The following is a 15033-nucleotide window of genomic DNA, read 5'->3' as shown; positions in this document are numbered from 1 at the left end:
TTATTGGTCTTGCTGGTTTAACTTATAGCGAGGCATCGCTTTATCGAGCTACTTGTCGATGGGTATGGACTACTCCATTTCTTGAATATAAGCATTATTTGCAAATGCCTTGGCTTTCTCGCTGATGTTATTCCAGTTCATTTGTGCAACCGACGTATTGGCTAATGCACCGATAGCACCAAGCATTGCATCGTCTTTCATGATATCGGCATTGTTTTGAGCTTCATCCAATGCTGCGAGCAGTGATGTGAAGTCGGTATTCATTTTCTGCCAATTTAACTTCAGCTTATTAATATGTGGGATAGCATCTTCAATTTGCTGAGATATAAGATCAATGCTTTCTGAAGAGCGATGGTAAGAGTTATATACCTTTTGTGTGTAGGACAATTGTTCTTCTAAATCTTTAACTTCATTTTGCAGTTCATTGCGCAGCTTACGTGCTTTCTCTGCTTTATCTCCGTAGACGCCCATGATTGGCACGGCGACTAAAGGGAACCATGCGTAGGTGACGGCGGTAGAGGCAACCGTGACGTAGTGAGTGTAGTCTTTGTTGAGTTGCGCGATTCTGGCATTGATGTCGTTTACTTGCTGTTGAAGTGCACTGCCATCATCCGTTAGATAGTCGTTATGTGTGCCTTCTAACACTTCAAGTTGTAGCTTTTGCGTATCTAGCTGCGCAGAAAAGTCCAACAAGTTGTCACCCACATCGGACACCTCTTGCTGGTATCTCAATGAAAAGTTTTGCAGGCTTTTCAGGTAAGCAATCGCCATTTTTCGGTTGCGTTCAACGGCTTCAATGTCTTCTGGTAACGGTGAGAATGCCTTTGCCAACATCTCATTAAGGGCGTCGCTCAAAGGATTAAGCATGTAATCTTTGATTTGCGTGTAGTTAGCCAGGCTTAGTGACAGGTTAACGATGCATGGGTATAGATCCTTTTTCCAGTAGAAAGCGGTGTCATGGATATTTGAGTATTGCTGAACTAAGGCTTGGAAGTTAGAGAAAGGGATGTCGTTAGGAATGCTAAAAGCCGATTTCATACTGGTTTCTGTTACGGGCAGTGCCAGTGCTCCCTCTACATAAGCTTGGATTTGGTACCACTCTTGTTGCTTGAGGATGAAATTGTCGGTTTCTAGATCAATAAATACGCTATTTTCACCGATGATCGTATCGTAGGTGATTTGAGGTATGTTCTGTTCAGCTGACGCTTGATTAACTTGAATTGGCGCTGCTTGAGAAGTGAAAGCAAAAGAAGAAAGCAGTCCAATCGAGATCGAAGATAATACGAGTGTTCGTGTGATTTTTTTCATGTTTGAATCCCTGTTAGATTTGTTATTAGCTTTTTTAGAGACAATAAACTCTCCTACCATAAAAATGGCATTTATATATTTATACGGGTTTATTGAATTGTTTATATTGTTGTTGTCATTATGTTGTGGATTTTAAATAAACTCCCCATTAATGTGATTTTTGTTTTTATAAGATTTGGTCAATCTATAGCAAAATTATAATGAAAAGTTCAACATAGATCACATATTGGGATTCATATTGTTTAATTGTTGACCTATTGAATTTGGTGATATTTAAATCATTAGTTTCCATTCTTTCTTCAGGCTATATCTAGAAAGGTGTCGGCGATTTTTATTTTATTCACCAATGAGATAAATGATAAAATTGTAATTATAATACTTGTTGTGATGATTACTAAATCTGTTGATTGAATTGATGTTTATATAATTAGAACAAGCATTTTAAATTTGATCTGTGCCAAATAAATAAGATGTTTAATATTTAGCTTTAATTAAATTAGCTGAATTTAAATTAGCAATCATTAAATTAGAGGTGTTAATTATAGGGTGGGGTTTGGTTGGGTATTTAAGAGAGGAACAACCGATAGGATGGCGTATTTAATAGTCAGGAGTAAACTTCTTCATACAGAAGTCTTCTTCGTCTAAGGTTTCGCACAAGTGGCTGTGAATGGAGAACAAGGCGCGAGTGGGATTTGAATCATTGCACCTTGATTGCGCTGGTGGCAATCACGAATCAAGCGTTGGCTGCCATCAATGATGGTTTGTTCTGTTTGAATGTTGTGTCTTGGTCGTCATCACTCTTCATCTTCCCCAGACTCATCAATAAATTAAATTATGTTGTTGCTTGGCTTGCGAACCAGCCAAGCAACGTTGTGAACAATCAAGAAACGACTGCTCAGGAACTATAGGATTAACCGATGAACACCAGCTTGGCGATGAAGATAACCGCTAGGAAGTACATCGAGATAGAGACATCTTTCGTTTTACCTGTCGCAAGCTTAAGTACGGTGTAGGTGATGAAACCGAGTGCGATACCATTAGCGATAGAGAAGGTTAGTGGCATCATCAGTGCTGTAATCGCAGCTGGAGCACTGTTGGTAAAGTCTTTCCAATCGACGTGTTGCATGCTGCTCATCATTACGAATGCTACGTAGATCAGAGCTCCAGACGTTGCGTAAGCGGGGATCATGCCTGCGAGCGGTGATAGGAAAATTGCCGCTAAGAACAAGGCACCAACCACGATTGCTGAAAGGCCAGTACGAGCACCTGCAGCCACACCAGCAGCACTTTCAACGTAACTGGTTACTGGCGGGCAACCCACACACGCACCTGCAACGCTTGAGATACTATCGGCTTTGAGTGCTTTGCTCAGGCCTTCAATCTTGCCGGTTTCTGTGTTAGAGAGGTTTGCACGCTCTGCCACGCCCATTAGCGTACCGGCAGTATCGAACATGTTTACAAAAAGGAAGGCCAAGATAACGCTGATCATGGATACGTTCAGAGCACCTACAATATCCATTGCCATAAAGGTAGGTGCTAGGCTCGGCGGTGCAGCGAAGAAGCCATTGTATTGCACTAGACCTAGCATCATACCGATAAGCGTGACGCTTAAAATACCGATAAGTACTGCACCAAATACTTTGCGTTCACTCAGAACCGCAATAATCAAGAATGCGATAGCCGCAAGTAAGGCTTCTGGTTTGGTGAAATCACCCAGTGAAACCAAAGTTGCAGGGTTTTCAACGACGATGCCAGCTGTTTTCAAGCCAATTAAGCCCAAGAACAGACCCACACCAGCAGTCATCGAGTAGCGTAAACTTTCAGGAATACTCTCGATGATCCATTGACGGACTTTGTAGAAACTCATCCCGACAAACAAGATACCCGAGATAAATACCGCACCCAGTGCGACTTCCCAGCTATAGCCCATCTCACTCACAACCGTAAAGGAGAAGAACGCATTCAGACCCATGCCCGGTGCTAGGCCAACAGGCCAGTTCGCAAATAAGCCCATTAATAAACAACCGATAGCGGCACCGATACAGGTTGCAACGAATACTGCGCCTGTATCCATACCTGAAGCAGCCATGATTTGGGGGTTAACGAAGATAATGTAAGCCATCGTCGCGAAGGTAGTGACACCACCGACTAACTCATTTTTCACACTGCTTCCGTGGGCCTTAATTTTAAAGAATTTTTCTAAAATTCCGTTATTCGCATCTTGGTTGAGTATTTCTGTTTTACTCTCACTCATGTCTGCAAGTCCTTTTATGTTGTGATCCATTTATTGAATACAGCGAAATTTCAATATGAAGTTTGAAGGTTTTTCCTAGCGCTAAGTCTCTATTGACGAGTTTATCGCGACACATTATTTAACTGTTAACGTTGTTAGTATTTTTATATGAGCGTGCTTAATGAACGCGCAACTTTTCAGATGCACTCATGAATCTGTTTATTGTTTGGTGATTGAGCCTAGTTCGAGAATCTAGGCTCAGGGATTAACTGCCCCGATAAGTAGAGAAACTGTATGGTGAGACTAAAAGCGGAACGTGGTAGTGCGCATCAGGATCATCTAAGCCGAAGCGAATCACTACGTCGTCTAAGAAAGGCACACCATCGAGCTCCACACCTTTGCTTTTGTAGTAATCGGCTACATAGAACACCAATTGGTATTTGCCCGGTCGAAATTCATTCCCGGCCAGAATTGGTGCATCGGTACGACCATCTGAATTAGTCAGCACGGTCGCCAGCTTTTCAGTGGAGTCTTCGTTGACCTTATAAAGCTCTACCTTGATCCCTGCACCAGGCAAGCCGTGAGTGGTGTCTAAAACGTGTGTTGTTAATCTTCCCATAGTCCTTTAATAGCGCTTTTGGCGCTCCTCTGTTCCGTGGTTTATGTATCCATTTCGACCTTGCAAAAGAGAGCAATGGGTCACTTTGTTAGCACTAACTATGTACGAACTGTACACAATTAGCAAAGACAATTGTTTTAAAAATGTTAACCAGTGTGTCTTTTTATCCGAATTTATAGATGTTGAATATTCATTATTAGTAGTGTTGTTTTTTTGTTAAACTGTTGTTTTTACATGTATTAAGTTTGGTTTTTTAACTTGAGTAACAAAATCTTTACATTAAGATAAGTGATTGTATACAATGAATATACAGAGGTGAGGTTACTCGGTTTTTGATAAATCACTAGCTGAATCATTTCGATGGGTCAGCTGAAGAGCGGCTAAGCCAACCACTTATGTTAGGAGTACTTGGATGAATAAGGATTATTCAAGAAATTTGATCGGTTACGGAGCTAATCCTCCTAACCCTCAATGGCCAGGTAATGCGCGCGTCGCGGTTTCTTTTGTATTGAACTATGAAGAGGGCGGTGAGCGTTGTTTGTTACATGGAGACGACGAATCTGAAGCCTTTCTCTCAGAGATCCCGTCAGCACAGCCGATCAAAGGCGAGCGTCACATCAGCATGGAATCCATCTATGAGTATGGTAGCCGAGCGGGTGTGTGGCGTGTTCTTCGCTTGTTCGATGAATATGAAATTCCACTGACTGTATTTGCGGTTGCTATGGCCATTGAGCGTCACCCAGATGTAGCCAAAGCCATGGTAGAGGCAGGTCACGAAATCTGTAGCCACGGTTATCGCTGGATAGATTATCAATATACTGATGAGTCAGAAGAGCGTGACCATATGACCAAAGCGATTGAGATTATCCAACAGGTAACGGGTCAACGCCCGCAAGGTTGGTATACCGGTCGTACAGGGCCGAATACTCGTCGTTTAGTCGCAGAAGAAGGTGGCTTTCTTTACGACTCAGATGCCTATGACGATGACCTGCCTTATTGGCACACTGAAATCGGCCATCCACAGCTCGTGATTCCATACACACTTGATGTTAACGATATGCGCTTTTCAACGGCGCAAGGCTTCAACTCTGGTGAGCAGTTCTTCCAGTATTTAAAAGACACTTTTGACACCCTTTATATGGAAGGCGAAACCGCACCGAAAATGATGTCGGTAGGACTGCATTGTCGTCTTATTGGTCGTCCCGGTCGTATTGCTGCATTGAGACGCTTCTTAGATTACGTAAAACAGCATGACAGCGTGTGGCTATGTCGTCGAATCGATATTGCCAACCACTGGCACGAACATCACCCATACATCGGACAACAAAATTAGAACGAACAGCAAGGAGGCTTAACGTGACTGAATTTCGATCTTGCCAACCAACAGCCATGGACCGTGACACTTTTGTCGCGCACTTTGCTGACGTTTACGAACACAGCCCATGGGTTGCTGAGGCGGTATATGACCAAGGTTTGAATGACGAAGATGATCAAATTGAGAATCTTCATCTAAAAATGGCATCGACCTTGTTGAATGCCGACCAAGACAAACAGTTGGCTTTGATCAACGCTCACCCAGACTTAGCTGGCAGAGCAGCAGTAAACGGCGAACTTACTGAGTCGTCGACAAAAGAACAAGCGGGTGCGGGCATTGACCAATGCAGCGCCGAAGAATTTGAAAAATTCACTTCTTATAACAATAGCTACAAAAGTCGCTTCAATTTCCCTTTTATCATGGCGGTGAAGGGAGCCAATCGTTACCAAATTCTTGAGTCGTTCGAGATGCGATTAGGAAATGATAGTGAAACTGAGTTTGCTACGGCGATTCAAGAGATTAATAAGATCGCGATGTTTCGTCTCTGGGATATGTAAGTTAACGGAGTTAACAGCTATCTCAGCCCAGTCTTAGTGAGCTAAATACTTGATATGAATAAAGATAAGCCACTAAGTTCTCATTTTATTATTACTTGATTAATTTCATAGGATTACACGGAAATGACCCATAAATTTGAACAGTACATCAACCTTGCAGACGAAAAACTCGGCGCAGAAGCTATCTTCGCAACAGACGATTTTTTCGCTGATAAAAGCCGTCTACTCAGCCATGCAGCACCAGAGTGGAAAGACGACTTATACGACGATAACGGCAAGTGGATGGACGGCTGGGAAAGCCGACGTAAACGTGGCGAAGGTTACGACTACTGTGTTGTACGCCTTGGCTTAGCTGGCACTATCGCTGGCGTTGATATTGATACCTCATTCTTCACAGGTAACTTCCCACCTTCGGCATCAATCGACGCATGTTATTCACCACAGGGTGAGCCAACCGATTCAACAGAGTGGCAAGAAATTTTGCCGTCAATGGCACTACAAGGTGACCACCACCATTTTGAAGACATTGAAAGTGACCAAGTATTTACGCACCTACGTTTGAACATCTATCCAGATGGTGGTGTTGCACGCCTTCGTGTTTACGGTCGACCAAGTGTTGATTGGGACGCAATAGACTCACATCAACAGGTGGATCTAGCAGCCGTTGAGCATGGTGGTCGAGCACTGGCATGTAGTGATGAACACTACGGTAACAAAGCCAATATTCTAGGCCCAGGCCGCGGTGAAAATATGGGTGATGGCTGGGAAACAGCACGTCGTCGTACGCCGGGTAATGACTGGGTTATCGTGGCATTAGGCCACCCAGGTAATATCGAACGTATCATCGTTGATACGGCGCACTTTAAAGGTAACTACCCAGACAGCTGCTCAATTCAAGCAGCTTACGTGAAAGGTGGTACCGACGATCAAGTGGAAACACAAAGCCTATTCTGGCGTGAACTGCTGCCAGCTCAAAAGCTGCAAGCACACGAGATTCACGAATTTATTTCTGAGGTAAACGACCTTGGTGCGATTACCCACATACGTGCAAACATATTCCCAGATGGTGGTATTAGCCGTTTGCGTCTATTTGGTACGAAAGCGAAATAGGTAAGGAAATCAGTATGAGTAATGGAATACGTCGTTTAACTATCGAACCGTTAACTAAGCAAGCTTTTGCTGAGTTTGGTGATGTTATCGAGTCTGATAATAGTGATTTCTTCATGATCAACAGTGGATCAACACGTCGCTACCACAAGCTAGCGACAACGGATGTGCAAGACCAAGGCGGAGAAGCGATCATCAGCATCTTCCAAGCTACGCCGTTGAGCTACCCACTGACCATCAAAATGCTAGAGCGTCATCCACTTGGCTCTCAGGCATTCATTCCATTACTTGGTCAACCCTATTTAATTGTTGTTGCCCCAAAAGGCGGTAACCCATCGTTAGCCAATTGCCGAGCTTTCTTAAGCAACGGTCGTCAAGGAGTGAACTATCACAAAGGGGTGTGGCATCACCCGGTTCTTGCACTCACGGATCAAGACCAGTTCTTGATTGTCGATAGAGGTGGAGAAGGGCATAACTGTGATGAAGTTTATTTTGAGAGCGACCTAGTGGCATTGCATTTGGAAGATATGCCAACGGAAGACAACAAGGAAGAGCAACGCTTAGCTAAAGCGTTGTGATACAGGAGTTTATTATGGATCCGCATATTACAGAGTGGTTGAATTTAGCGATTCGCTGGATTCACATGATTGTTGGTGTTGCGTGGATAGGCGCATCATTTTACTTTGTTTGGTTAGAGAACAACCTTAACCGAGTTAGCCCTAAAACAGGCCTTTCAGGCGACTTATGGGCGATTCACGGTGGTGGTATTTATCACCTAGAGAAGTACAAACTCGCGCCACCAGAAATGCCAGAGCATCTACACTGGTTCAAGTGGGAAGCCTACTTCACATGGATCACAGGAGTGTGTCTACTGGGTGTGGTTTACTATCTCAACGCAGAAATCTACCTGATTGCACCGGGCTCTGGCCTTGATTCAACAACGGCAATCGCAATTGGTATTGGTTCTCTTATCGCCGGTTGGTTTATCTATGACCTATTGTGTGACTCGCCGCTGGGCAAAACGCCGGTTTTACTTGGCCTAGTACTTTTTGTTGGTTTAGTCGGCGCAACTTACGGTCTTACGCAAGTGTTCAGTGGCCGTGGTGCTTACATCCACGTGGGTGCCATTATCGGTACCATCATGGTGGGTAACGTATTCCGCGTCATCATGCCTGCGCAGCGCAATTTGGTGAAAGCGATTGAAGAGAAACGCGAACCGGATCCAGCACTGCCTGCGAAAGGTTTACTGCGCTCCCGTCACAATAACTATATGACACTGCCAGTGCTGTTTATCATGATCAGTAACCACTTCCCAAGCACTTATGGTTCTGAATACAACTGGTTGATCCTTGCTGGGCTAGCAATCTTCAGTATCTTGGTTCGTCACTACTTTAACACCCGCCATGGCAGTCAGAAGTTCGCATGGACAGTGCCAGTGGCGGCATTGGGTATGATTACTCTCGCGTTTGTTACTTCACCTTACGCGAAAAAACAGATGACCCTGGTAGTGCAAGCGCCTGTGGTACAAGAAGCACCTGTGAGCACGATGGAATCGGTGACTGAAGAGATCGCTTCAAGCAATGCGGCTTCAACAGCGGCTGATTCTCAAGCAGTGCCTGCCGACCATGTCATGCCAACGGCGAGTGCAGGTGTCAGCTTTGAAACCATCAACAAGGTCATTCAAGAGCGCTGTTCAGTGTGCCACTCTGCAACACCTAGCCACGCCGCTTTTGCTGCTGCGCCAGCAGGTGTCATGCTTGATACGCCAGAAGAGATCAAAGCTAATGCACCAAGGATCGTTGCTCAAACCGTAACAACTCAGGTGATGCCTCTTGGTAATATGACTCAAATGACCGACGAAGAGCGAGCACTCATCGGCACTTGGGTAGAACAAGGCGCTACGATTCAATAACCGTACTTTCAATAACAGTGCTCAGCATCCTTTACCTAAGAGTATGAGTCTTAGGTGAGGCTTGGGGAGAGTTTGGTCTTACGGGCACGCGCCAAACTCATCCCACCCTGTTTCCCCGGTCCCTATAACCGGGGCTTTTTGTTTTTGGAGAAAAGCAATCGAACCAATACAGTTGAAATATCAAATAGATCATAGAGATATATGATGGTTGTTCGGTATAAGATACTTGATATGAATCTCTAACCATGGCACTTTCTGTCCCTAGTTGACTTTAATCAGGGCAGAAAATGGAAGATATAGTACTCACATTCTTTAGGTTCGTTGGTGCGTTCTTTCGCATGCTTTTCCAGTTCTTCATTATGGACATTATATGCTTCGGCGTGGGATGGGTTGTATCTAAGGTGTTCACTTTAGGGCGTTTTCCTTCGTTTACGCCTGACGAAAAAGAGCGGGATCGAGTGTCCAATATCGGAGCTATTATTCTATTGTTGTTTCTTTTGGCAATTGGTGTGTTTAACAGCCTTTAATGTACTAGTGCTAATTGAATAGTGAGGATGCATGCAATTTTACCCAGCAGAACAATACCAAGCTGCTTGCCGTGAGATGTTTGAACGATACGAGCGTGATATCAAGAAGCTGCTCCCTACCGCGAGAGTAGAGCATGTAGGTGCATCATCCATCCCGTTGGCCGTATCTAAGGGCGATTTAGATATCTTCGTGGGTGTTGAGCTCAATGAGCTTGAGGATGCCGCAGAGCGACTTACAACACTCGGCTTTAAAGAGAAACTCGATACGTTAAGAACACCAGAATTGTGTATGTTGGAATCCATATCCTCTGATGACGTGGCGGTACAAGTGGTCGCCAATGCTTCTGAGTTTGAGTGCTTTTTAGTGTTTCGAGACAAGCTGAGGGCAAGCGTCGATTTAGTCGAAAAATACAATACATTCAAGATGTCTTGTGAAGGTTCGCAACAAGACCAATATCGTGAAAAGAAGTCAGCTTTTATCGAGTATGTGTTGGGGCTAGAGTAGACGCGATATTCTTCATTTTTGGTATCACTATTTAGTGAAAAATGTATTTATACAGCGTGTTAAGTCTTTACCTCTTACTTTCAAGTTTTACCTTCGTAAGCGTCCTTCCAATTTATTATTACATTTCCATCCTTTTATGCAATGAAGTTCACATAAACTGCATTGGATACCTATTGTGATATTTGTTCATGATATGTTTCGTTTGATTTTAAAAAGCGGCTTTATTTATTGAAAACAAGGTGTTTTTCATACCTATTTTTACGTTTTTTATCAATAAATGAAGCTTTAGTTATCAGAAATCGCATTCTCTATATTAATAATCAACACTACCTTAGGAAAGGGCATGTCTGAAGTCATAGCAAATACACCCACAGTAGTTCTCGCATCTCGATGGTCTCGCTTTTGGGCCTTTATTATTGATGCTTACGTGTATGCGATTTTAATGATTCCTGTTTTTCTATATAGCAGCCTATACGACAAATTCCTCCTCAATGAAACAACCCTTGATCTAACCGAAAAAGTTGCCCTATTTGTTTATGGTTGGGTGATTTTCTTTTTATGCCAAGGGTACTTACTTCATACGAAGGGACAAACAATTGGTAAAAATCTAATGGATATTGCGATTGTCGATATGGAAGGTAAACAAATAGGTTTGCTAAACATAGTGGGCAAACGAGTTCTTCCTGTGATGGTCGTGGGTTATGTCCCTTTTATTGGTCTAGTTCTTCCAATGTTAGGTTATCTGGGGATTTTTCGTAAAGATAAACGCTGCTTGCATGATTTAATCGCAGGTACTCAAGTTATTGATGTTTCGGTTAAAAGTGTAGATAGCGACAAGTCTGAAATCGCTGAAAGTACAATTGAAGTTATCCCCGCATCTCGATGGACTCGTTTTTTGGCGTTTTTTATTGATGGTGTAATTACTACTGTCATCATTCTGCCAATCTTGATGTACACAGATGATACTCAAATAATATTCGATACAGGGGAGGTCGATCTTAGAGAACTCGCTGCTATCTATGTCTATTTCGGGGGGATGTTTTTGTTAGTACATGGGTACTTATTGCATAAGAAGGGACAGACAATTGGAAAACATCTCATGGATATTGTGATTGTCGATATGGAGGGTAAACCTTTAGGGTTATATAAGATATTGGGTAAACGGGTGGTGCCTATGCTTGCCTTCAAAATTGTACCTATTAGTGGCTATTTTATAACTATGATGGAATCTCTTTTCATTTTCCGTAAAAACAGACGATGCCTACATGATTTAATCGCAGGCACTCAAGTTGTTAGTATGTCAGCCTGTAACTTAGAAAAAAATGATCGAGAATCATTAGAAAACTTTTCATCGGCACCTGAAAATATTTGTGACCTCACACTTGCATCTCGATGGTTACGTTTTTGGGCCGTATTTATTGATCTACTTATTGCCGTGGTTAGTGTCATACCAATTTATCTCTATACCGATTACTCCCCAAAAATCTTTGGAACAGGGACTGCTGAAACCTCAGATCTGGTAGCAATCACGACTTATAGTTGGCTTGTGTTCCTTTTGTTGAATGGGTATTTACTGCATAAAAAAGGGCAGACTATTGGCAAAAACATAATGGAAATCGCGATTGTCGATATGAAAGGTAAACAAATGGGGCTATTTAAAATACTAGGTAAGAGATTCTTACCGATGACAATTTTTGTATATATACCTTTAATTGGCCCATGCATATCAATCTTAAATTATCTTTTTGCCTTGGGTAAAGACAGACGCTGTTTGCATGACTTAATTGCAGGCACTCAGGTGGTGAGTGTTGCCGTGCCTAGAAACCTCGATTTCAGCACCATAGAATGAAACACAGCCACCAAAAATTTAATGTTACTTTAAGGATATTATGATCAATCAGCTATTCTCTGCCACTGCAATGTACAGGAACTTACCAAATAATATTTATTATTTAGCTTTGGCTAGAATGATTTTAGGGATGGGTAACTTCATTCTCCCATTTCTTGTCTTACTTTTTACTGACAAGTTGGGATACTCCGCAACGGTAGCTGGCACCTTAGCAATGGCGGGAACGGGAGGATACCTCTTCGGGAGCTTTTTAGGTGGGAGGCTATCGGATAGATTAGGACATAAACGAATCATGGTTTTTGGTGAGTTTACGTCTGCAGTATTGTTGATTGTTTGTGGTTTTTTCGCTGATGATCCCGTCATTGTGCCTACGCTGTTGCTGTCAGCCTATTTCTTTGGTGGTTTAGCTCTGCCCGCGAGCAATGCTCTAGTTGCTGATCTTTCCACACCTAAAAATCGTGATGCAGTTATTTCGCTCAGTTATTTAGCGTACAACTTTGGTTCAGCCCTTGGTCCTATCATGGCTGGTTATCTGTTTTGGAATCATACCGAGTGGATATTCTTTGGTAACGGGTTGGCTGCTCTTTGCTGTGTTGTTATTGTTGCTGCGTTTGTGAGCGTGCAACCTGGATTAGAATCGGCTAACGATAGCGAGCTTGAACAGCCGGTCTCAGGCTCTGTTTGGTCCGTTCTACGATCAAGGCCAAGGCTTTTAGTATTCACTTTTTTATGCGGATTACTGTGGTATTCATTGAATCAAATGACAATGGCTAGCCCACTGTACTTGAGCCGCGTGTTCGGAGAGCAAGGCCCTGTTATTTTTGGGCAACTAATGACATACGCTTGTGTTTTAGTGGTGCTGATCACACCCATTTTAATGAGGTTAACCTCAAAAAAAATTGAGACGGTTAGCCTTGCTTATGCTGGTTTGATGTTTGCATTTGGTTACATACTGGTGATGTTGTATCCAACCATTCCTGTTCACTTCTTTGCTTGGCTATTTCTTTCTGCAGGCGAGGTCCTCCTTTTAACAAAAGAAGGGGTATACCTAGCAAACAACTCACCGGCGAGCCATCGTGGACGTATTCAAGGAGTGTTGATTACATTAAGAATGCTTTTTGTTATGCCGAGCTTTGTTGTCATTGGCTATTTTATTGATGATTATGGTTACACCTTTACTTGGCTGAGTGTGGTTTTAATTTCGCTTGCTAGTGCGGCTGGCTTCTACTTTATGTCAGCTAAAGCGCAACGTTCTCCTGCATTAGCTATTGACTAGCCTTTGTATCAGCTAGCAAATATTATCTATAAATTTACGGAGGTTGATTATGATTAACATAAGGAAAGCGGCTCGTTCTGATGCTAAGGATATTTTTGATATTCGAAGCCGCGCAATTCTTGATCAGTGTCCCGCTTATTACTCGGAAGAACAGCTTTCATTATGGACACAGGGCGAGATGTCTGAGACATTTATTGCTGACGTGGGAGCAACCTTTTACGTTTCCGAAGTTGATGGCCAAGTGATTGGTAGCGGTAAGATCAACACTCAAACGGGCCTGGTCGATGCCATTTTCGTAGACCCAGGCTTTTTCGGTAAAGGTGCAGCTAAAATGATGCTGCAATTCTTAGAGGGGCTAGCGAATCAACACAACTTGCCTCTAATGAAACTAGAATCGACTCTGAATGCAGCAGCGTTTTATCGTTCGTGTGGCTTTATTGGTGATGAACTTTCCACTTATCATTCTCCTAGAGGTATCAGCCTCGACTGTATCCCGATGGAAAAGTGTTTAACCCAAAGCTAAAGCTTGAATCCTCAGGTAAGCTGCTAGTTCCCAATGTGTTCAAATAAACAGCACCAACTCTAACTCTTGGTGCTGTTTTTACTTTCCTCTTACAATCTTTTCTCATATCGCTCTTAGTATCAAATCACTCCTTGTTTAACAGCAAGTAACTCATTATGAAGAACTTCTTCGATAGCGAACTGATGCTCTCTAGCTCTTTGAATTTCGTTTTGCTATCACTGGGGCTAACGCTTCTCTTACACCTTCCTATTTGGTGTGGATTCAATTTGAGCCGACGAAAATGGAAACGGATGGACTATTTGTGGCCGCTACTCGCGGGTATTGGAATGCTCGGTGCTGTGTCTGAAATTCGTGCCAAAGTCGCAGGTGATTGGGTCGAGACAGAACAAACCAGAGCGGTGGCGATTTTGGAGTCGGTGCAGCAGTTTTCTTTGGATAAGTTAAGAAGTGATGTCTGCAATGGGCAACCATCATTAGACAATCATGGGCAGCACCATGAAGCGTGTTTGTGGTATTTGAACACTGCGATGACGTTTAAAGATGTGGATTTCATCCTGTTGCCAAATGCGGCTGATTTTACGGTCCCTGCACCTAGTGTACCGTTAGTGGAAAGCGATGCAGTCTGGGTGAGTGGGATGCTGAGCCAGTATGAAAAACAGAAAAACCAATATATTAAGACCAGAGAGGCCCAGGTCAAGCAGCCACTAGAAAGCCTCTTTTGGTATGTGAGCCCTTATTTAGTTTGCTTTGCAATAGCTCTGCGCCTTACAAAGGTGACGGCGGAGCTTAAACTAGACAAGCTTGGGTAAATTACAGTTTAGATTCAGTGGGTATGGCTTTCTTTGACGAGGAAGCCTTTCGTTTTCGTTTCCGTGTTAGTAAGCATAGGTATCTACACAAGATGGATGCATTTTAAGCAGTTGGTTTAATTCAGGGAACTGATCTAAGGATCAATGATAAGTACAAGTTAACCCTTCTTTCACTTGTACTGATTATGACTCTTTTCGAACAGCATCAACTTCCGTGTATCTTAGAGCCAAGACTCTCCAAACGTTATCAGACCCTTGTTATGGAACATATGACTGTGAATTCGACTAATGCCCCTGGGGCTAAATCATTAGAGCACCATACGCAATCTTGGGCTTCTACCCAAGCCTCATGGTGCTTTTACCACAATGACAATGTGACCTTTCCTATGCTGAGTAGTCCCATAATCGGGCTGGCAAGAGCTGGATTAAAAGAGACTCAAAGCCGCTATGTTTTGATGGCGCATGACTGGTGTCATGTTAACTTTTCTAAACA

Annotated in this window: 13 protein-coding genes and 1 pseudogene; 11 read left to right on the top strand and 3 right to left on the bottom strand. The window is 43.0% G+C overall.

The features are described 5' to 3' along the window. Positions 1-69: 69 nt before the first annotated feature. The 3 genes from ACTRWI_RS15825 to uraH all read right to left on the bottom strand — a co-directional run bounded on the left by ACTRWI_RS15825 (position 70) and on the right by uraH (position 4160). Complete coding sequence (locus ACTRWI_RS15825; protein WP_499132697.1) at positions 70-1308, bottom strand: alpha-xenorhabdolysin family binary toxin subunit A; 1239 nt, start codon at positions 1306-1308, stop codon at positions 70-72. 910 nt (positions 1309-2218) lie between these two features. Continuing rightward, positions 2219-3514, bottom strand: coding sequence for an NCS2 family permease (locus tag ACTRWI_RS15820; protein WP_499132721.1), 1296 nt, complete (start codon positions 3512-3514; stop codon positions 2219-2221). A 292-nt stretch (positions 3515-3806) separates the two neighbouring features. Continuing rightward, complete coding sequence (uraH, locus tag ACTRWI_RS15815; RefSeq protein ID WP_499132695.1) at positions 3807-4160, bottom strand: hydroxyisourate hydrolase; 354 nt, start codon at positions 4158-4160, stop codon at positions 3807-3809. Positions 4161-4572: 412 nt separating this feature from the next. On the opposite strand from uraH, the gene puuE reads away from it, so the two are divergent. From puuE to ACTRWI_RS15760, 11 genes and pseudogenes are all read left to right on the top strand, one after another. After that, the gene (puuE, locus tag ACTRWI_RS15810; protein ID WP_499132694.1) at positions 4573-5493 is read left to right on the top strand and encodes an allantoinase PuuE; all 921 of its coding nucleotides are present in this window, start codon (positions 4573-4575) and stop codon (positions 5491-5493) included. A gap of 23 nt (positions 5494-5516) precedes the next feature. Next, positions 5517-6032, top strand: a complete 516-nt coding sequence (uraD, locus tag ACTRWI_RS15805; protein ID WP_499132692.1) for a 2-oxo-4-hydroxy-4-carboxy-5-ureidoimidazoline decarboxylase — start codon at positions 5517-5519, stop codon at positions 6030-6032. A gap of 123 nt (positions 6033-6155) precedes the next feature. Continuing rightward, the gene (alc, locus tag ACTRWI_RS15800; RefSeq protein ID WP_499132690.1) at positions 6156-7142 is read left to right on the top strand and encodes an allantoicase; all 987 of its coding nucleotides are present in this window, start codon (positions 6156-6158) and stop codon (positions 7140-7142) included. 14 nt (positions 7143-7156) lie between these two features. Then, a complete protein-coding gene (locus ACTRWI_RS15795) occupies positions 7157-7717 on the top strand; it encodes an ureidoglycolate lyase (protein ID WP_499132689.1) in 561 nt (186 codons plus the stop codon). A gap of 14 nt (positions 7718-7731) precedes the next feature. Continuing rightward, positions 7732-9051: a urate hydroxylase PuuD gene (locus ACTRWI_RS15790; RefSeq protein ID WP_499132688.1), complete on the top strand. Its 1320-nt coding sequence runs from the start codon at positions 7732-7734 to the stop codon at positions 9049-9051. A 558-nt stretch (positions 9052-9609) separates the two neighbouring features. Next, on the top strand, positions 9610-10083 hold the full coding sequence (locus ACTRWI_RS15785; protein ID WP_499132686.1) for a GrpB family protein: 474 nt from the start codon (positions 9610-9612) through the stop codon (positions 10081-10083). A gap of 343 nt (positions 10084-10426) precedes the next feature. Continuing rightward, positions 10427-11932, top strand: coding sequence for an RDD family protein (locus ACTRWI_RS15780; RefSeq protein WP_499132685.1), 1506 nt, complete (start codon positions 10427-10429; stop codon positions 11930-11932). Between the two features lie 40 nt (positions 11933-11972). After that, a complete protein-coding gene (locus tag ACTRWI_RS15775) occupies positions 11973-13208 on the top strand; it encodes an MFS transporter (protein WP_499132684.1) in 1236 nt (411 codons plus the stop codon). 49 nt (positions 13209-13257) lie between these two features. After that, positions 13258-13731, top strand: coding sequence for a GNAT family N-acetyltransferase (locus ACTRWI_RS15770; RefSeq protein ID WP_499132682.1), 474 nt, complete (start codon positions 13258-13260; stop codon positions 13729-13731). 155 nt (positions 13732-13886) lie between these two features. Further along, positions 13887-14540: a hypothetical protein gene (locus ACTRWI_RS15765; RefSeq protein ID WP_499132681.1), complete on the top strand. Its 654-nt coding sequence runs from the start codon at positions 13887-13889 to the stop codon at positions 14538-14540. A gap of 179 nt (positions 14541-14719) precedes the next feature. Next, positions 14720-15033: pseudogene (locus ACTRWI_RS15760) on the top strand (IS4-like element ISPpr4 family transposase); the annotation flags it as partial.

This window comes from Pseudoalteromonas sp. G5_S1_14_S5, assembly GCF_054968605.1.
This window is presented reverse-complemented; position numbering and strand designations above follow the sequence as displayed.

Bases quoted from the DNA above. Each gene is read 5' to 3' on its own strand.
- ACTRWI_RS15770 (WP_499132682.1), top strand. From the start codon at position 13,258: ATGATTAACATAAGGAAAGCGGCTCGTTCTGATGCTAAGGATATTTTT.
- ACTRWI_RS15795 (WP_499132689.1), top strand. From the start codon at position 7,157: ATGAGTAATGGAATACGTCGTTTAACTATCGAACCGTTAACTAAGCAA.
- ACTRWI_RS15765 (WP_499132681.1), top strand. From the start codon at position 13,887: ATGAAGAACTTCTTCGATAGCGAACTGATGCTCTCTAGCTCTTTGAAT.
- ACTRWI_RS15775 (WP_499132684.1), top strand. From the start codon at position 11,973: ATGATCAATCAGCTATTCTCTGCCACTGCAATGTACAGGAACTTACCA.
- ACTRWI_RS15790 (WP_499132688.1), top strand. From the start codon at position 7,732: ATGGATCCGCATATTACAGAGTGGTTGAATTTAGCGATTCGCTGGATT.
- ACTRWI_RS15825 (WP_499132697.1), bottom strand. From the start codon at position 1,308: ATGAAAAAAATCACACGAACACTCGTATTATCTTCGATCTCGATTGGA.
- alc (WP_499132690.1), top strand. From the start codon at position 6,156: ATGACCCATAAATTTGAACAGTACATCAACCTTGCAGACGAAAAACTC.
- ACTRWI_RS15785 (WP_499132686.1), top strand. From the start codon at position 9,610: ATGCAATTTTACCCAGCAGAACAATACCAAGCTGCTTGCCGTGAGATG.
- ACTRWI_RS15780 (WP_499132685.1), top strand. From the start codon at position 10,427: ATGTCTGAAGTCATAGCAAATACACCCACAGTAGTTCTCGCATCTCGA.
- puuE (WP_499132694.1), top strand. From the start codon at position 4,573: ATGAATAAGGATTATTCAAGAAATTTGATCGGTTACGGAGCTAATCCT.
- uraH (WP_499132695.1), bottom strand. From the start codon at position 4,160: ATGGGAAGATTAACAACACACGTTTTAGACACCACTCACGGCTTGCCT.